Annotated in this window: 17 protein-coding genes and 1 rRNA gene; 3 read left to right on the plus strand and 15 right to left on the minus strand. The window is 68.0% G+C overall.

Going from position 1 to position 17,320, the window contains the following annotated elements; translation table 11 throughout:
- Window positions 1-28: 28 nt before the first annotated feature.
- Window positions 29-583: an SMC-Scp complex subunit ScpB gene (gene scpB / locus ACQCVD_RS14310; RefSeq protein WP_426824456.1), complete on the minus strand. Its 555-nt coding sequence runs from the start codon at window positions 581-583 to the stop codon at window positions 29-31.
- Between the two features lie 76 nt (window positions 584-659).
- Here scpB and ACQCVD_RS14315 point away from each other — a divergent pair, with 76 nt between their 5' ends.
- Both ACQCVD_RS14315 and ACQCVD_RS14320 read left to right on the plus strand, forming a co-directional pair.
- Window positions 660-1,817, plus strand: coding sequence for an ATP-binding protein (locus ACQCVD_RS14315; protein ID WP_426824457.1), 1,158 nt, complete (start codon window positions 660-662; stop codon window positions 1,815-1,817).
- A 114-nt stretch (window positions 1,818-1,931) separates the two neighbouring features.
- Window positions 1,932-2,495, plus strand: a complete 564-nt coding sequence (locus ACQCVD_RS14320) for a GNAT family N-acetyltransferase (RefSeq protein ID WP_426824458.1) — start codon at window positions 1,932-1,934, stop codon at window positions 2,493-2,495.
- 116 nt (window positions 2,496-2,611) lie between these two features.
- On the opposite strand, the gene ACQCVD_RS14325 is transcribed toward ACQCVD_RS14320, so the two are convergent.
- Window positions 2,612-3,379, minus strand: a complete 768-nt coding sequence (locus ACQCVD_RS14325; protein ID WP_426824472.1) for a segregation and condensation protein A — start codon at window positions 3,377-3,379, stop codon at window positions 2,612-2,614.
- 106 nt (window positions 3,380-3,485) lie between these two features.
- Window positions 3,486-4,358 (minus strand): ParA family protein, encoded by an 873-nt coding sequence (locus ACQCVD_RS14330; protein WP_426824473.1) that lies wholly within the window; start codon window positions 4,356-4,358, stop codon window positions 3,486-3,488.
- A 369-nt stretch (window positions 4,359-4,727) separates the two neighbouring features.
- On the opposite strand from ACQCVD_RS14330, the gene ACQCVD_RS14335 reads away from it, so the two are divergent.
- Window positions 4,728-6,275, plus strand: coding sequence for an ATP-binding cassette domain-containing protein (locus tag ACQCVD_RS14335; RefSeq protein WP_426824459.1), 1,548 nt, complete (start codon window positions 4,728-4,730; stop codon window positions 6,273-6,275).
- A 32-nt stretch (window positions 6,276-6,307) separates the two neighbouring features.
- On the opposite strand, the gene ACQCVD_RS14340 is transcribed toward ACQCVD_RS14335, so the two are convergent.
- The 12 genes from ACQCVD_RS14340 to rrf all read right to left on the minus strand — a co-directional run.
- Window positions 6,308-7,045 (minus strand): helix-turn-helix domain-containing protein, encoded by a 738-nt coding sequence (locus ACQCVD_RS14340; RefSeq protein WP_426824460.1) that lies wholly within the window; start codon window positions 7,043-7,045, stop codon window positions 6,308-6,310.
- Window positions 7,046-7,100: 55 nt separating this feature from the next.
- Window positions 7,101-8,024: a site-specific tyrosine recombinase XerD gene (locus ACQCVD_RS14345; RefSeq protein ID WP_426824461.1), complete on the minus strand. Its 924-nt coding sequence runs from the start codon at window positions 8,022-8,024 to the stop codon at window positions 7,101-7,103.
- The gene (locus ACQCVD_RS14350; protein ID WP_426824462.1) at window positions 8,021-8,677 is read right to left on the minus strand and encodes an NUDIX domain-containing protein; all 657 of its coding nucleotides are present in this window, start codon (window positions 8,675-8,677) and stop codon (window positions 8,021-8,023) included. Before ACQCVD_RS14350 ends, ACQCVD_RS14345 begins: the two co-directional genes overlap by 4 nt.
- A gap of 77 nt (window positions 8,678-8,754) precedes the next feature.
- Window positions 8,755-9,699: a copper transporter gene (locus ACQCVD_RS14355; protein ID WP_426824463.1), complete on the minus strand. Its 945-nt coding sequence runs from the start codon at window positions 9,697-9,699 to the stop codon at window positions 8,755-8,757.
- 19 nt (window positions 9,700-9,718) lie between these two features.
- A complete protein-coding gene (steA, locus tag ACQCVD_RS14360) occupies window positions 9,719-10,912 on the minus strand; it encodes a putative cytokinetic ring protein SteA (protein ID WP_426824474.1) in 1,194 nt (397 codons plus the stop codon).
- Window positions 10,913-11,004: 92 nt separating this feature from the next.
- On the minus strand, window positions 11,005-12,738 hold the full coding sequence (recN, locus tag ACQCVD_RS14365) for a DNA repair protein RecN (RefSeq protein ID WP_426824464.1): 1,734 nt from the start codon (window positions 12,736-12,738) through the stop codon (window positions 11,005-11,007).
- A 65-nt stretch (window positions 12,739-12,803) separates the two neighbouring features.
- Window positions 12,804-13,739: an NAD kinase gene (locus ACQCVD_RS14370; protein WP_426824465.1), complete on the minus strand. Its 936-nt coding sequence runs from the start codon at window positions 13,737-13,739 to the stop codon at window positions 12,804-12,806.
- Window positions 13,736-14,557 (minus strand): TlyA family RNA methyltransferase, encoded by an 822-nt coding sequence (locus tag ACQCVD_RS14375; protein ID WP_426824466.1) that lies wholly within the window; start codon window positions 14,555-14,557, stop codon window positions 13,736-13,738. Before ACQCVD_RS14375 ends, ACQCVD_RS14370 begins: the two co-directional genes overlap by 4 nt.
- Window positions 14,558-14,570: 13 nt before the next feature.
- Window positions 14,571-14,735, minus strand: coding sequence for a hypothetical protein (locus tag ACQCVD_RS14380; protein ID WP_426824467.1), 165 nt, complete (start codon window positions 14,733-14,735; stop codon window positions 14,571-14,573).
- On the minus strand, window positions 14,726-15,709 hold the full coding sequence (locus ACQCVD_RS14385; protein ID WP_426824468.1) for an HAD-IIA family hydrolase: 984 nt from the start codon (window positions 15,707-15,709) through the stop codon (window positions 14,726-14,728). Before ACQCVD_RS14385 ends, ACQCVD_RS14380 begins: the two co-directional genes overlap by 10 nt.
- Window positions 15,710-15,781: 72 nt before the next feature.
- Window positions 15,782-16,885: a hypothetical protein gene (locus tag ACQCVD_RS14390; protein WP_426824469.1), complete on the minus strand. Its 1,104-nt coding sequence runs from the start codon at window positions 16,883-16,885 to the stop codon at window positions 15,782-15,784.
- Between the two features lie 359 nt (window positions 16,886-17,244).
- Window positions 17,245-17,320: ribosomal RNA gene (gene rrf / locus ACQCVD_RS14395) — 5S ribosomal RNA — on the minus strand; the annotation flags it as partial.

Below are 17,320 nucleotides of genomic sequence, written 5' to 3' on the forward strand. Positions count from 1 at the left end.
CGCAATCCTACGCCACACAGCAGGTTTTCTAATAGTCGTCGATGCTGTCGATGTCCGGTAGCAGGGGCGCCAGGTCGGGCAGGCGCGCCAGGGAGTCGATCCCCATCAGTTCCAGGAAGAGCTCGGTGGTGGCGTAACGGTTGGCGCCGGAGGATTCCTCCACGTCCACCTCGCGGATCAGGCCACGCAGGGCCAGCGTGCGCATCACGCCGTCCACATTGACCCCCCGGACCGCTGAAACCTGCGAACGGGTGCACGGCTGCCGGTAGGCGACCACGGCGAGGGTCTCCAACGCCGCCCGGGAGAGCTTGGACTGGGCCCCGTCGAGCAGGAACTGTTCCACCGCCGGGGCGTTGGTCGGGCGGGTGTAGAGCCGCCAGCCGTCGCCAGTCTCCCGCAGGTCCATGCCGGAGCCCCGGGCGTCGAGTTCCTCCGCCAGCTCGGTGAGGATCTCGGCGACCAGGGTGAGGTCCAGATCCAGGGCGCGGGCCAGTTGCTCGGCGGGCACCGGGGTGTCCACCACCAGCAGCACGGACTCGATGCGGGAGCGTTGCTGGGAGATCAGGGGAAGGTCAGCACTCACGTTCGCTGACTTTACACCCTTCCGAAAGTTATTTAAACAGTTTAAAATAGTTATTTAACGTATTTAAAAACGCAGATTGGAGACCGTCATCGCCGTCCCGACGTCCCGCAGCACCAACCCCTTCACGCCCACCTTCGGCACCTCCCCCGCCCTGCTCGTCGGGCGCGGCCCGGTGATCCAGGAGTTCGCCGACGCGCTTGACGACGGCCCCGGCGCCCCCGGCCGTGCGCTGCTGCTGTCCGGCCAGCGCGGGGTGGGCAAGACCGCCCTGCTCAATGCCCTGGAAGATGAGGCGAAGCAGCGTGGCTGGCTGACGATCTCCGAGACCGCCCTGTCCGGGCTGGTGGACCGGATGACCACTGACCACCTCCCCCGTCTGCTCGCCGAACACGATCCGCGCGGCAATGTGGAACGCCGCTTCTCCGGCTTCGCCGCCCCCGCCCGGCTGGGTGGAGTCAACTTCGACACCGGCAAGCGCCACCAGCCGGCTCCGAGCCTACGTTCACAGCTCACGGAACTGACCGGCCACCTGGCGCGCAACGGCACGGGCGTGGTGGTCACCATCGATGAGATCGCGCCGGAGACCCTGGCGGATCTGCGGGCCATCGCGGCCACCGTGCAGCACCTGTTCCGGGAGGACCGGCCCATCGCTGTGATCATGGCGGGGCTGCCGCAGAGCGTGGAGGCGCTGCTGGACGCCTCCGGCATCACGTTCCTGCGGCGGGCCATGCACCGTCCGCTCGGCGCGGTCTCACGCGCCGCCGCCGCCCGCGGGCTGGCCGTCCCCGTCGAGGAGGCGGGCCGGTCCTGGGAGGACGCGGCCCTGTCCCAGGCGGTGGAGGCCACCCGTGGTTACCCCTACATGCTGCAGCTGGTCGGCTTCCACGCCTACCGCGCGGCGGGGCAGGTCATCGGCGTCACTGAGGTGGCCGCGGCCGTCTCGCGGGCCACGCGGGATGTCAGCTCCCTGGTGCACCGGCCGACCATCTCCTCCCTCACCGCGGTGGAGGTGGCGTTCCTGGAGGCGATGGCGCAGGACGAGGGGCCGAGCCTGACCGCCGAGATCGCCCAGCGCATGGGAAAGACCACGGTCTACGTGGGCCAGTACCGCAGGCGCCTGTTGGACAAGCACATCATCACCGCGCCTGAGCGGGGCGTTGTATCACTTGCAATGCCCGGCATGCGGGAGCATCTGCGTGGTGAAATCTCCGCCGGGGAGCTGGACTTCTGGTGACAACCTGCAGATAAGACAGGGATTGCTGCCTTTTCGGGGGTGGCGGGCGCCGCCAAAATAACGATTTTGTGAAGTGGGCTACATTTTCCGGGTACTTGGGATTAACCTCTTGTCATGGCTACAGCAACGAGAACCGACCGATTGATCCTCATGCCCCTGACGTCGGACCAGGCCGACGAGGCATTCCGGGTCTACAGCGATGACCGCGTGTGGGGGCACCGTCCCCAGGCACGCCACGAGACGGTGCGGGAAACCCTCAAGGTCATCGAACGCACCGCGCACAGCTGGGAGGCCAAGAACCTGGGGCCATGGGGCGTCTACCTGCGTGACCACCCCTCCGACTTCGTCGGGGTGGGCGGCCTGGAGCTGGTCGACGACAAGGTGTGGGACCTGAAGTACCGGCTGCGCCCGGACAAGTGGGGTTCCGGCTACGCCACGGAGATCTCCGAGGCCGCCCTGGCCGCCGTGAAGCGGACTGACCCGGACACCCCCATCACCGCCCGGGTGACCACCAACCACCCCGCTTCCTTCCGCGTACTGGAGAAGCTGGGCTTCCGGGCGGTCTGGGAGGGGCGCCGGGTGGGCACCGAGGACAACCCCGCGGAGCCCGACGTGCGGATCTATGCGGACCGCGAGCTGCCGCCGGACATCCTGGAAACCCTCATCAACCGCCCCTGACCGGCCCCGGGGCGGCAGCCTCCCCTGCCGCCCCGACCCCGAGGGAGACCGGCCCTCACAGGGCCCCTCCACCCCTGAACTGTTCCGGTGCCGGGCTGGCGTCCGTGGGTGGGTGGTCAGTCCCAGTTGCTGGCGGCGACCACGGCAGGGTCCACGTCCAGCCCGGTCCAGGCGACCTTGAGCTCGCCGAGCGGATCCGGCTGCTCCGTGTCCACGGCGTGCGCCTTGTACAGCTCCAGCAGCGCGAGGAACCTCCCGACCACCTCCATGGAGACAGTGGTGTCGCGGGTCAGCACCGCAAAGGAGGTCCACGTCTGTTGCCCGATCAACCGGAGAGTATCCAGGATCTTGCCCGCCTGCTCGGGCACGGAGACCGCCACCCGGTGGATGTGATCGGTGGCGACCTGCTCCGGCGGGCGCGGGCGAAACACCCCGGCCGCCAACTCGGCGAAGGGGCCCGGGGATTTCCCGATGGTCACCGGGGGAAGCAACGTGGCGAACCGGTCCTCCAGCCCGACGGCCCGCGGGTAACGCCGCTGCGCACTGCGCTGCCAGTCAGCGAACAGGTCGGCGACCTGTTTGTAGGCACGGTACTGCAGCAGGCGGGCGAACAGCAGGTCGCGTGACTCCAGCAGTGCCAGGTCTTCATCATCGTCGACCTCCCCGCGGGGCAGCAGGCGGGCGGTCTTCAGGTCCAGGAGGGTCGCGGCCACCACCAGGAACTCCGTGATCTCGTCCAGATCCGCAGTTTCCCCGAGTGCCCGGGCGTAGGCGATGAACTCGTCGGTCACCTCCGCCAAGGCGACGTCGGTGATGTCCATCTTCTTGCCCGTGATGAGTTGGAGCAGGAGGTCGAACGGGCCCTCGAAGTTCTCCAGGGCCACCTGGAAACCGGCCGGTTCCGGGGCCCCCGGCTGCCCGGTGCCCCGGGCGGCGACAGGGTTCTCCCCGGGCGACGTCGAAGCAGCACTCACAGCGTTATCCGCGCCCCTACCGGGCGGTTCGTTCCAGTACCTCGAGGGCGAGGCTGCGGTACTGGTCCGCGCCCTGGGACTTCGGCGCCCACGTGGTGATCGGCTCCCCGGCGACCGAGGTCTCCGGGAACCGGACGGTGCGGGTGATGACGGTGTCGAAGACCCGGTCCCCGAACACCTCCACCACGCGGGACATCACCTCGCGGGCGTGGGAGGTCCGGCGGTCGAACATCGTCACCAGGATGCCCATGATCTCCAGATCGAAATTGATGCGGTCGCTGACCTTTTCCACGGTGTCGGTCAACAGCGCCAGGCCGCGCAACGCGAAGTACTCGCATTCCATCGGGATGATCACGTCCTGCGCACAAGCCAGGGCGTTGACGGTCAGCAGACCCAGCGAAGGCTGGCAGTCCAGGATGATGAAGTCATAGTCCTTCATCACCGGCCGCAACGCGCGCGCCAGCGCCTGTTCCCGGCCGACCTCGTTGACCAACTGGATCTCCGCGGCGGACAGGTCGATATTCGCCGGCACCAGATCCAGGTTCGGCACGGCGGTGGAGTGGACGGCGTCGTGTACATCAGCCTTGCGGTCCACGAGCAGATCGTAGATCGTGACGTCGACGTCATTGTGCGGCACCCCCAGTCCCGCGGACAGTGCGCCCTGCGGGTCCAGATCCACCAGCAGCACCTTGCGCCCCAGCTCCGCGATGCAGGCACCCATGTTGATCGTCGACGTGGTCTTTCCCACCCCGCCCTTCTGGTTGCACATGGCGATGATGTGGGCCGGTCCGTGCTCCGACAGCGGCTCGGGCTCGGTCAGTTCACGGACCGGCCGTCCGGTCAGACCCCGCTCGACCTCCGAAGAGTCGAACTTCCCCGAATCGCTCACAGTCAAACCCTCTTCCTTGACTCTCTCGCTGCCCTGCTGGTTACGCGGTTGCTATCAGCCAGATTACATGTCTGTTGTCCTGAGCCGACGCATTGACGACACTCTGCTACCGCCATAACTGCCCTCTCGACCAAAGTACCGGACACATGCTTGACTAGGCCGCCGCCACACGCTCCGGACACAGGGCCCGAAGCGGGATGCCGGTCGCGGGCGCGGCACCACGCGCGGAGGGCTTGACCCTGCCACACCCGTGCCCCTAGTCTCAGACCCATGCATCTCTACTTCCTCTAATTCAGTGTCGAAGCTCCTCGGCCCGCGCAGGCAACGCCGCCGGGCCGGTTCGCCACTTTTCAAAGAGGAAGTTTTTTCATGCCCACCTCCCCCATCACCCATGCCCAGTTGTCCGCCCGCCAGTTGTGTATCCGCCGCGGGGGCCGGACCCTGATCGAAGGCCTCAGCTTCACCGCCGCCCCAGGCTCCGTGACCGCCGTGGTCGGCGAGAACGGCCGCGGAAAGACCTCCCTACTACACACCTTGGCCGGCCGGTTCGACCCCCAGGGCGGGGAAATCATCCGCCAGGGCAGTCTCGCCCTCGCCGAACAAGAAATGTCCGTGGCCACCGGGAGTACCGTCGGCGACGCCGTCGACGTCGCCGCCGCACCCGCCAGGGCGGCCCTCTCCGCCCTCGAGCTGGCCGGGGCGGCGCTCACCGAGGAACGGCCCGGCGCCGAGTCCGAGTTCGCCGCCGCCCTCGATCGCGTCGAAAGGATCGACGCCTGGGGCGTGGAGCGCCGCATCCAGGTCGCACTGGAGGCGCTCGCGGCGGAAACGGATTTCCGGGTCCCGCTGGCGGGGCTGTCCGTCGGTCAGCGTTACCGCGTGCGCCTCGCCTGCCTGCTCGGCGGTAGTGATCCCCTCCTGCTGCTCGATGAACCGACGAATCATCTCGACCGGGACAGCCTGGATTTCCTGACCGGGTCCCTGCTCGGCCGCCGGGGCGCCACTGTGCTGGTCAGCCATGACCGGGCTCTCCTCGCCGATGTCGCCGACACCGTCATCGACCTCGACCCGACCCCGGACGGCCGTCCCCGCGTGTACGGCGACGGTTACGCGGGCTACCGGTCCGGGCGGGCCGCGATGCTAGCCCGCTGGGAACAAGAGTACCGCTCCGAACAGGCCCGGCGCGGGGAACTCGAACATTCGCGGGAACAGGCCCGTTCCCGGCTCCACACCGGCTGGCGGCCGCCGAAGGGCACCGGAAAACACACCCGGGCCATGCGCACCGAGGGCGTGGTCCAGGCCGTGCGCCGGCGCCAGGCTCAACTGGAGGAGTGTGCGGTGGACGTTCCGGAGCCGCCCCGGCAGCTGAGATTCCCTGACCTCGCCGCCCCGGCGGGCGTGCCCCTGCTCGACGCCTGCGAGGTCACGGTGGCAGGCCGCCTGGACACCCCGGTCTCGCTGACGGTGCGGGGCGGCGAGAAATGGGTGGTCACCGGCGCCAACGGTGCCGGGAAGTCGACGCTGCTACAACTGCTCGCCGGTACGCTGCTCCCGGACCGCGGACAGATCACCCGTACGGCCGCCGCCGGCGTGCTGGCACAGGAGTCGGAACGGCCGCCAGCCGGGACCGACCGCGCCCTGGCATTAGGCCTGCTCAGCTCCGCGGAGGCCCGTCGACCGCTCCGCGATATGTCCCTGGGTCAACTGCGCAGACTTGATCTCGCGGATGCACTCAGTGGTGCGCCGCAGGTGCTGCTGCTGGATGAGCCGACCAACCACCTCTCGGCCCGACTGGTCGATGAGCTCACCGCGGCCCTGCGGGTGACCTCGGCGGCGGTGGTCGTGGTCACCCACGACCGGCAGCTGCTGAACGACACCGCCGACTGGCACCGGCTGGAACTGGGCGGCCGCCAATAGTCGCGGTGCCGCGCCTGGCGCAGGGGTGGGCGTCAGTCCACCGGGGACATGACGGGACAGGGCCGGAAATCTCCGGGGGTACGGCCGGTGACCCGGCGGAAGGCGGCACCGAAGGCGCTGGCGGAGTGGTATCCGCTCCGGCTCGCCACGTCGGCGGGATCCATTCCCGCCGCGAGCCACTCGACTGCCGCTCGGGCACGTACCGCAGAACGCCAACCCGTGAATCCCAGGCCGGTCTCCCGCTGGAAGGCCCGCGTGATCGTCTTGGTGCTCACCTGCAGTTCCCGGGCCCACTGGTCCAGCGTCAGCGTGTGGCCGGGCTCCGCGAGCAGGGCGGTGACGATGGGCTCGAGCACTGACGCCGCCGGCACCTCAACCACGAGGGCGTCCTCCGCTGATTCGAGCAGGTCCGCGATCATCGCCGTAGTCAGGGAACGGGACTCGTCGGTCACCGCCGGGTCGTCGAGCCGGCTCAGCAGCAGGCGCAGAAGCGGAGTGACCCGGACCACGGTGATGTCGGCGGACAGCGCGGCGCTGCCGGATTGGAGGCAGAGCTCCCGGCACTGCACGCCTTCGTGGTTCAACTGCGCCGGTGCCGTACCGGCCGGCAGCCACAGCCCCCACTCCCGGGTGAGCGTGTAGATGGTCCGGCCACAGGCTATTTCCGCGGCGCCGCTGCCGAGCCAGAGCAGGCGGTGACCGGTTTCGTGGCCGAACGTCCGCTTCTGGAGCGCCCCGGTGGTTCCGCCCTGAGTTTTTTGCCCGTTCATGACCGGAATATTAGGTGAGGTTTACCTACCTTTCCAATCGCGGGGGGTTGACGCCTCATGCCCGCGGGTGGGAACTCGCCCAAACCTGCCGGAGGTTCTCCGCTGTCACGTGGGTGTAGATCTGAGTGGTGGTCACCGAGGAATGGCCCAGCAGTTCCTGGACCACCCGCACGTCCGCCCCGCCTTCAAGCAGGTGGGTGGCATAGCTGTGCCGCAGTGTGTGCGGGGAGATGTTCTTGGTGACGCCGGCGCGTTCCGCCCGCGACTTCAGCGCCGCCCACGCGCTCTGGCGCGACAATGACCCCCCGCGGGTGTTCAGCAAGGCGGCGTGGGATTTTCCGTTCGCGAAGACCGGCCGCGCCCGCACCAGATAATCATTGCTGGCCTCCAGCGCAGCGGCGCCGACCGGCACGATGCGTTCCTTGTCCCCCTTGCCGGTGATCCGCAACAACCCCTCACACCCGACGAGGTCGTCGACGTCCAGCGAGGTGACCTCCGAGATGCGCGCGCCTGTGCCGTAGAGGAGCTCCAGCAGGGCCCGGTCCCGCAGATCCACCGCAGTGGCGGTCTCCCCCGTGGGCACGGACTCCAACAGGGCCTCCACTTCTCCGATGCTCAGGGTGTCCGGCAGGTGCCGCCCCGTCGACGGCGGCGACACGTCCACGGCCACGTCCACGGCCAGTGCCCCCTCCGCCACCCCGAAGCGGTGCAGACCGCGGGCGACAACCAGGGCCCGACCCGTGGAGGACGGCGCCAACGGGGCGCGGCCGCGCTCCGGATCGCCGCGGCGCAGGTCCGCCACATAAGCCTCCAGGTCGGTGACCTGCACCCGGTTCAGGTCGGTGACCCCCGCCGCCGCCAACCAGTCCAGGTAACGGTCGATGTCGCGCCGGTAGTTGCTCAGCGTGTTCGGGGACAGGCCCCGCTCCACCGCGAGATGGTTGAGCCAGGTCGCGGCCAGTTCCTTCGGGTCGCTCACGGCTGCTTCATGTCCGGTGTCCGGCCAGCGGCGATCCTCCGGTTCGCCAACGCGTTCGGCCGGTCCGTGAAGGGCGTGCCGACGTCGCGGGGCTTGGCCCGGCCGGCCAGTACTTCCGCCGCGGTCATGATGCCTGCGACGGCGATGGCGTTGTTGATCTCCCCGGCCATCACCTTCCCCCGGGCCTCATCCAGCGGAATCCAGGCGAACTCCATGTCCGCTTCCTCGTGTTCGGCCACTGGCCGGTCCACCTCGGAGAGATCGCGGGCCAGGTAGATGCGCACAGCCTCGTCGAAGACCCCCGGGCTGGTGAACATGTCCACCAGTAGGCTCCAGTCCGCGGCCGCTAACCCGGCTTCCTCCGCCAGTTCCCGACGGGCACAGTCCAACGGATCTTCCTCCGCGATGTCCAGAAGGCCGGCGGGCAGTTCCCAGAGCCGGCGGCCGGCGCTGCGCCGGTACTGGCGCACCATGGCGATCTCGGTGCCGCGCACGGCCACCACGGCGACGGCTCCGAAATGCTCGACGATCTCCCGGTCGGCGGTCTCCCCGCCGGGCATCACCACCTGATCACGGCGTAGCGCGAGGATCGGGGCGTCGACCAGCAGTTCTGATCCGGTGACGGTGAACTCGTGACTTCCGGGATGTGTCATATACCTTTCCAATCTATGTTCGGGCAGCCCTCCGCGGCAGGTGCCCCGGGACTGCCGGCGAAAATGACGGATGTGTCTCAGGAAATGGTCGGTGCCGGGCCCCCGGTCGCGGAGGCGGCGGAACCATAGGCCCCGGCACCGCCGTCGATCTGCTCCCGGACCGCGAGCACCGTGGCCATCCGGCCCCAGGTGCGGCTGAGGGAGTCGACCGTGGAGACCCGGTCGCCCGCCTGGTCCCGGATGAGCGCGATCGGCCCGGTATCACTGGCCGCGGTGATCCGCCCGGCCACGACCGTGCCGTTGGCGTTGTCGTCCAGACTGGCGGCGAATTGCGCGAGCGTGTTGGCGCCGAATCCATTATCCCCGGTGCCGTCGTTGCCGCCGGTGACGATGACGACCGCCTGGGCCGGCAGGATGGTCCCGCGTTCATAGCTGAGGTAGCCGGCGTCGGCGAGCGACTCCAGCAGCAGGGCCCGTTCCTCCGGGCTGGCCGTCGGTTCCGCCGTCTCCGGATCCAGCAGCAGCGCCGCCCCCAATGCGTCCCCGGCGTGCGTGCCGGGATCCAGGGACGCCTCAGATAACTGCGCTCCGGCGGGCAGCGTGTTGGCCACGATCGACTTGAGCCGATCCGCGCCGTCCTGGGACAGGAACGGCTCCTCCAGGGTGATCCGCCCCGCGTCCACGGCACCGGCCTGCCGCAGCAGCCAGGCGACGTTGCCGACGTCCTCGTCATCGGCGTCGGGGGTGCGCATCAGTAGCACGGGACGCTGCTCCAGAGTGCCCGCGACAGCCTCCTCGGCCTGGTTGCCGATCCAGGCGTCCGCCGAATCCGCCTGGGCGGCGTTGATCTCCGACTCCTGTCGGACCTGTTCCACCTCACCCCGGTCACCCGGGCCCGCCGCACCGTCCCCCGCCAGGTTCGGACCGATCACCAGCATCCCGAGGGCGACACCGGCCGCCACGCCGAAGCCGAGTCCGGCGATAAGCACTCCGCCCCGCCCGCTGCGGTTCCTTCCGGCCATGTTCCGTACGCTCCTTCGGTTAGTTGAACCAGCTCTGGAACTTCAACGCGATGTTGTTCCAGGTGTCGATCAGATTATCCGTGAAGGACCCGTCGCCGCCGGTCCCGACAATCAGCACGATGGCCGCCAACGCGACCAGGATCCCCAGGACGGCCCAGAGCCATGCCAGGCCGCCGCCGCTGCGCACGGTGTAGAGATTGGCGATCAGATCGGCGTCGACGAGCTTGCCACCCACCTTCGCGCGCGTCAGCAGCGCCGCCGGGGTGGCCTGGGGGGCATCGGCGAACATCGCCTCCAGGTCCAGGACTGGTCCGGCGTTGATGATCATCTCTGCGCCGTGGTACTCGGCGAGCAACAGCGCCAGATCAGTGGCGGAATCGGTCGCCGCCGGGAAGGTCATGGCACCGATCCCCAGGTCCTGGATGCGCTCCAGCCCGGCGGCGTGCCCGTCCGGCTCCGCCGGGAGCACCACCCGGGCTCCGCTGCGCAGGGTGTCCGCTCCGATATGGGCGGGGTTGCCCACGATGAGATCCGGAGCGTGCCCGAGTTCCACCAGGGTGTCGGCGGCCCCGTCAACCCCGATGATGACCGGCTCATACTCCCGGATGAAGTTGCGCAGCAGCGTGACCTGGTTCCGCAGTCCCGTCCCCGGCGAGGCCACCAGCACCTTGCGCCCGGTGATCTCGGCTCCGGTGTCCGGGACACCCACCCCGTCGATCAACAGTGGTGCCTCGGAGTGGATGAACTGGATGGTGTTGCCGAAGTAGGCTTCCATGTGGTCCACCAGGCCCTGCTGGGCCTCCGTGAAGCGGTGCTCTGCCGCCGCCCGGTCGAGCACGGTGCCCGCCCCGATGGCCCTCTCCGCGTGGAAGATGGTGCCGTCCTCCATCACCCGCGCCTTTTTGCCGTCCCGCATGCCGGCCTTGAGGTCCTCACCGACCCCTTCAACGAGCAGAATGTCGGAGTCGAGCAGCAACAACGGACCAAAGTTGGGAACGGATCCCGTGGTGAAGCGGGCGAGGTTGATCACCGCCACCGGTTTCGCCTCAATCAGTCGTTGGGCCAGCTGGCGGGTGATGTCAGGGGCGTCAACGACCGCGATGTCACCTTCGCGCAGGCGTTTGGAGCTCTTACCGGCAGGCGTGCAGTCGCGCAGGACACCGTGGAGACCGGGCAGTTCGGTGTTGCGGGAGAACAGACTCATGGGCGCTATTGTCGCCGAAAGTCTCAAGTAATGGTGGAGGCGCGCCTGAAAACCCGGCCCTCCACCCATGACGTGGCGGAACCCGGCGGTGGGGACTGCGGCTAAGCCGCAGCGGCGTCGCCGGTCCGCTCCTGCTGCGCGCGGTGCAGCAGCTCGGCGGCGTGCGCCCGGCCGGTGTCCGTGTCATCGAGACCGGCGAGCATCCGGGACAGCTCCTCGATCCGGCGTTCGTGGGTCAGCGACTCCACTCCGGAGGTCACCGCAGTGTCCCCGACATTCTTCGACACGTGCAGATGGGTGTCCGCGTAGGCGGCGACCTGTGGCAGATGGGTGACCACGATGACCTGGTTGTTCTCCGACAACCGTGCCAACCGACGGCCGATCTCGACCGCCGCACGACCCCCCACGCCTGCATCCACCTCGTCAAAGACCAAGGTGGCGCCGGCACTACCGCCCGCGAGGATCACCTCCAGTGCCAGCATCACGCGGGACAGTTCACCGCCGGAGGCGGAGGAGGCCAGCGGCCGGGGCTCGGCCTGGGCATTGGCCGCCAGCAACAGCTCCACCTCATCGATGCCGTCCCGCCCCGGGGCCACCTCGCGCACGGCGACCTCCAGCCGGGTCTTCGGCATGGCCAGCCCCTGCAGCTCCGTGGTGACCTGCGCTCCCAGTCGCTCCGCGGCCTTCAGACGGGCCTTCCGGAGTTTCTTCGCCGCGGCCCGCATGGCCTTTTCGGCCGTGGCAACCTGCTTCTTCAGGGCGTCGACCGCCTCCGATGAGATGTCGATCCGGGACAGCTTCGCCTCTGCCTTGTCCCGCCAGGCGAGCACCCCGTCAATCTCCGGGGCGTACTTCCTGGTCAACTGCTTGAGGGCCTGCTGCCGCTGCAGATACTGCTCCAGCTGGTCGGGATCCACCGGCAGCCCTGAGAGGAAACCCCCCAGTTCCGCGGAGACGTCCGTGAGGATGGCGGTGGCCTCCCCCAGCTTCGAGCCCAACTCCTTGAGCTTGGGATCTTCACTGCCGCTCAGCACGGACTCGGCCTGGCCGATCAGACTGGAACCGGCCTCCGCCTCAGTCTCCGAGTACCCGAAGGCCTCAGGGCCGTCGATGGCGGTCAGCGCCGTGCTGGCGGCCTCGCGGAGACCGTCCACATCCTGCAGCCGACGGATCTGTTCCACCAGCTCGGCATCCTCGCCCGGCTGCGGATCCGCGTCATTGATCTCATTCAGGGCGAACTGGAGCCGGTCCACCTCCTGCGCCAACTCCCGGCGGGACTCGGTGCGCTTGCGCAGATCACGGGCCAGCTCCCGCCAGGTGCCGTACTTCGCGCGATAGTCCTCCGCCAACGGCGCCACGGCCGGATCGAAGCGGTCCAATGCAGCCAACTGGCGTTCCGGAGCCAGCAGGCGCAACTGATCGTTCTGCCCGTGGATGGTCAACAGCTCCGAGGTGAACTCCTGCAGGGTTCCCGCGGGCACCGAACGGCCTCCCAGGTGCGCCCGGGACCGCCCCGTGGCGTTGACCACCCGGGAGGAGATGAACTCTCCGTTCTCGTCCGCGAGCCCGCCGGCGGCCTCCACCGTTTCGCGCACACGTTCGGCCAGGCCGGATGGGAGCGAATCAGTGGTGAAAGTACCCTCGACCACCGCCTGCCCCTGGCCGCTGCGGACCCGGGACGCGTCCGCCCGACCCCCGCAGAGTAGACGCAGACCGGTCACGACCATGGTCTTTCCGGCACCGGTCTCGCCGGTCAGCACCGTCAGACCGGGGGACAGCGGCACTGTCGCCCGGGGGATGACACCGAGATTTTCGATGGCGATATCTGCAAGCATGGGGATGAGCTTACCCCACACCCCGCCCACTTTTGCGAACAGACGTACGAAAATTCGCCGGAATGTTACCTCGTGTTGGTGTTTCCGGGGCCGCGCCATCCCTCTACCGGCAGCCGGAATTTCGTCACCAGGCGATCAGTGAAGGTGGCGTCATCCAGGCGGACCCACCGCACGGGCGTGGCTCCACGAACTACCTCCACACGGGATCCCGGGGGCAGCGGAATCGGCCGGAAGCCGTCCATCACCGCCATGGCCGGGTAGGCGTCGGGGTTGGATTCCACCGCCACGGTGGAATAGGGGCTCACCACCAACGGCTTGGTGAACAGCGCGTGCGCGTTGTTCGGCACCACCAGAATGGCGTCGAGTTCCGGCCACAGCACCGGGCCACCCGCGGAAAATGCGTAGGCGGTGGAACCGGTCGGCGTCGAGATCAGTACCCCGTCACAGCCGAAGGAGCTCACCGGACGGGAGTCCACCTCCAGGACGGCATCCAGCACACCGCGGCGGTTGAGGTTTTCCACGCTGACCTCATTGAGCGCCCAGCCCCGACCGATGACCTCGTGGCCCTGGTCGCGCACGGTGACGTCGATGGTCATTCGGTCTTCCACGCGGTAGTCGCGTTCGATGACGCGCTGGATCGCCTCATCCAGGGACTCTCCCTCCCACTCCGCGAGGAAACCGACGTGCCCCAGATTGATGCCGAGCACCGGCACATCCACTGAGCGTGCCAGATCCGCGGCACGGAGGAAGGTGCCGTCACCGCCGAGCACCAACACGAGCTCGACGCCGGCAGCGGCTTCCTCGGAGTGCGGGTAACGGTCGAGCTTCGCCAGGACCGGGCCCTCCGCAACCGGGATCTCATCCTGCGGCATGAGCACGCGCACCCGGATCCCCGCGCCATCCAGCAGTTCGGCGGCGCGGGCTGCGGATTCAATGTTGCTGCGGCGCCCGGTGTGCGGCACGAGCAGGATCTCCCGCCCGGATTCAGTCGTCTCAGTCACTGCGGTCCCTCTTCCACTGCGGTCGCGATCATCTCGGTGAGTTGGTCTTGCCCGGGGTGGCTCACCCCACCGTCCTTGACCAGCCACAGGAAATACTCTACGTTGCCGCTGGGCCCCGGGAGCGGCGAGGCGGTGACCGCCTTCACGCTCAGCCCCAGCGTCCGGGCGAACTCGGCGATCTCTTGGGTCACCTCCGCCCGCAATTCCGGGCTGCGCACCACCCCGCCGTGACCGAGCCGGTCCTTGCCGACCTCGAACTGTGGCTTGATCATGGGCAGCAGGTCCGCTCCCTCCGACATCGCGGCGGCGATGGCCGGCAGTGTGAGCTTCAGCGAGATGAACGACAGATCGCCGACCATCAGCTCGCAGGGCCCCTCGGTGAGCTCGGTGGTCAGGTGGCGGATGTTGGTGCGGTCGAGAATCTTCACCCTGGGGTCATTCTGCAGGCGCCAGATGAGCTGTCCGTAACCCACGTCCACGGCCACCACCTCCGCGGCGTCGCGCCGCAGGAGAACGTCGGTGAACCCGCCAGTGGAGGCACCTGCGTCCAACGCGCGTCGGCCCGCCACCTGCAGACCCAGGGGCTCAAAGGCGGCGAGCGCCCCCAAGAGTTTGTGGGCGCCCCGGGAAGCCCAGTCATCGCCCTCGGTCTGCTCCACCCGAATTGACGCCCCGGGATTTACGACGCTGGCCGGTTTGGCCGCCTTGAAGCCGCCGACATAGACCCGCCCCTCTTTGATCATGTCCACGGCCTGCTCCCGGGACCGGGCTATCTTACGTCTGACGAGTTCCGCGTCCAGCCGCCTGCGTGCCACCATAAGGGAAACCTTCCTAACCTTCCTGCAGTGCCTCGTAGAGGACGTCGTGAGCTCTGCCGAGTTGCCGCGCTTCCGCCGGTAGATCCTCCGGCTGCTCACCGAGGATGTCCTGCAACATCTGCTTCACGTGTTCCGGGGTGACCCGCGGTTGCCGGGGATCATGCGGTTTCACCACCATGCGGCCACCGCCTCTTCTGCGGCTTCCCCTTCGCCCCGGATGGTGGTCACTTCCCCACCGGAGTCCCATGTCACGGCAAGAGCGGTGCGCAAGGCATGGATTGAAGTGGCTTCGGGGCCGCCGCCGCTGAGCACCAGTTCTGCACCGTCAATCCGGGCTGTAAAACCGCCCTGGGGTCCCACGCGAAGCTCCGCACCCTCCCGGGAGAGATCCGTCATGGACTCCCCGATGAAGACGGGACGCTGGTGAAGCGGAGCCGCCAACAACGCCTTCGGACCGCTGACTCCGGTGAGCACCTGAAAGGTGTCCATCCCGGCGGTGACACCTCCCTCGATATCGGTGTCCAGGCGGTCGCCGACAACCAACGGACGTTTCGAGTCCAGCTTCCCTGCTGCCGAGTGAAACATCGCCGGGCCGGGTTTTCCGGCGGACAACGGGGTGACCCCGGTGGCGCTGACCACTGCAGCAACCATCGAGCCATTACCCACCAGCAGACCCCGCTCGGAGGGCAGCGAACTGTCCAGGTTCGACGCGATATACCGCGCACCGGCCCGGATCGCCAGTGCCGCCTCCGACAATTGGGCCCAGCCGGTCTCCGGATTGTGTCCCTGCAGGACGGCCACGGGCTCATCGTCCGCGCTCTCGACGACGCGGAATCCCGCCTGCTCCGCCAACTGCCGGAAAGAATCGGTGCCCAGCACCAGCACGGCTGATTCCGCGGGGACGTCGGCGACTGCCAGTTCCACGGCTGCCTGGGCCGACGTCAATACGTCGGCGGCACTGGCCGGCAACCCGATCCCCTGCAGCCGGGAAGCGACTACTTCGGCAGCCCGGGCGGCGTTGTTCGTGACATAGACCGTTGGGAGATCTGCGGTGTTGATGACGTCGACGGCACCCGGAATGGCCCGGCCGCCTTCCCAGACCGTGCCGTCCAGGTCCAGCAGCATCGCATCGTAATCGGTCAACAGGCTCATGGTGACGATTCTAGTTCACGGCCTGACACCGTCAGCCTCCGGCAGGCACTGCCGGGGGCTGACCGTACGGAATTACTCGGTATCGAGGGCAGCCAACCGGTCCTTGGCGTCCGTGATCTCGTCCTCATCGATCTCCCCGGCGTGGGAGAACCACTGCCGGGCCTCATCCTTGCGGCCCGCCAGTTCCAGAGCATTGGCGTAGGCATAGGACAGCCGCAACGTCGGGAAGCCACTGGCCTGGAGATCCGGGTTCTGTCGCTGGAGAACCACCACCGCGCTATCGAACTGCTCGAGATCCTGTCGGGCACCGGCGAGGACAATGGCCAGCTCAATCGCAGCCTCCCGGTTCAGTGACTTGGCCTCGGGGGAGGACCCGAGTTCGAGGGCCTTTTCCGGCCTGCCGAGCCCACGCTCCGCATCGGCCATCACAGCGAGCAGACCCGGGCCACCGCTCATCCGACGAGCGGCCCGCAGCTCCGAGAGAGCCTCCTTCCACTCACCGGCCCGGTAGGCGGCGATGCCACAGGTTTCCCGGGCCACGGCTACCCGCCCCGCGCGATCTTTCGCTGCTCGGGCATGGCGCAGCGCCAACTGCGGATCATCGTCCATCAGCACCGCAGCCATGATCATGTGCTTGGCCACCGCTTCGGCGTTGTCCTTGGAGAGCACGCGCAGATCCTGCAGGACCATGGGGTCCAGATCGTGGATATCGATATCGCCCGGGAGATCCGGCTCAGCCATCCGCTTATTCAGCCGCTCCTCGCGGAAACCCGAACGCTGCGGGCCGGAACGGGCTCCGCCGCTACGCTCGGCACCGCCACGCTGCGCATGACGACGCTGGCCATCTCGACCACCGCGATCACCGTCCCCGTGCCGCTGCGGACGGCCGGGACGATCGTCCCGACGCCCCGATCGACGGTCACCGCGATCCTCGCCGTACCCTCCCCGACGGTCATCACGCCGTTCGTTCCGGTTTCCCCCACGCTCCGAACTGCGCTGGGTGTCGCGGCCGTAACCCCGGCCGCCTTCCCTACGATCCTCCTGATCACGTCGGGGGCTGTCTCCATGCCTGGGCCGGCCGCCGCCCGAACGAGAATCTCCGGAGGGGCGGCGACGTGGACCACGATCACCTCGGGAGTCATCGAAACGGCGGTTGGGAGAAGAGCCTTCAGACATTCAGACAGTTCTTTCTGGATCGGGAACAACACGTCGCCTGAATGCGACGCAGAGATATGCGGATGATTCTACCTGCTATCGAGACTGAGTCGGCAATTCCCGGCTTGTAGCCGGAAACTACGAGTACCGGGGCGCCGGCAGCACACCAGTCTCCTGTTGCCCTTCGGCACGACCACTTGTAACCCCGCCCCCGGGTCTCACTTCCGGGGAACGGGGTCACCTTCTGTAACGCACCCAGACACGCAAAAAGAGGTGCACGCAGTCGCCTACCGCGACCACGCACACCCCCAACAGCAGTCTGGCCCCCGGGGCCCCCACCACAACGCGGGGCCACGAGGGCCAGACACATGAAGTTAAAAGGTTGGCGGCAACCTACTCTCCCACACCCTCCCAGGTGCAGTACCATCAGCGCAAACAGGCTTAGCTTCCGGGTTC

Origin of the sequence: Corynebacterium halotolerans (assembly GCF_050107895.1) — a bacterium.
In the GTDB taxonomy this organism is placed as follows: domain Bacteria; phylum Actinomycetota; class Actinomycetes; order Mycobacteriales; family Mycobacteriaceae; genus Corynebacterium; species Corynebacterium halotolerans_B.

Excerpts from the sequence above, each read along its gene's own strand:
- ACQCVD_RS14320 (WP_426824458.1), top strand. The coding sequence starts at position 1,932 with ATGGCTACAGCAACGAGAACCGACCGATTGATCCTCATGCCCCTGACG.
- ACQCVD_RS14355 (WP_426824463.1), bottom strand. The coding sequence starts at position 9,699 with ATGGCCGGAAGGAACCGCAGCGGGCGGGGCGGAGTGCTTATCGCCGGA.
- ACQCVD_RS14335 (WP_426824459.1), top strand. The coding sequence starts at position 4,728 with ATGCCCACCTCCCCCATCACCCATGCCCAGTTGTCCGCCCGCCAGTTG.
- ACQCVD_RS14385 (WP_426824468.1), bottom strand. The coding sequence starts at position 15,709 with ATGAGCCTGTTGACCGATTACGATGCGATGCTGCTGGACCTGGACGGC.
- ACQCVD_RS14340 (WP_426824460.1), bottom strand. The coding sequence starts at position 7,045 with ATGAACGGGCAAAAAACTCAGGGCGGAACCACCGGGGCGCTCCAGAAG.
- ACQCVD_RS14380 (WP_426824467.1), bottom strand. The coding sequence starts at position 14,735 with ATGGTGGTGAAACCGCATGATCCCCGGCAACCGCGGGTCACCCCGGAA.
- ACQCVD_RS14375 (WP_426824466.1), bottom strand. The coding sequence starts at position 14,557 with ATGGTGGCACGCAGGCGGCTGGACGCGGAACTCGTCAGACGTAAGATA.
- ACQCVD_RS14390 (WP_426824469.1), bottom strand. The coding sequence starts at position 16,885 with ATGTCTGAAGGCTCTTCTCCCAACCGCCGTTTCGATGACTCCCGAGGT.
- recN (WP_426824464.1), bottom strand. The coding sequence starts at position 12,738 with ATGCTTGCAGATATCGCCATCGAAAATCTCGGTGTCATCCCCCGGGCG.
- ACQCVD_RS14350 (WP_426824462.1), bottom strand. The coding sequence starts at position 8,677 with ATGACACATCCCGGAAGTCACGAGTTCACCGTCACCGGATCAGAACTG.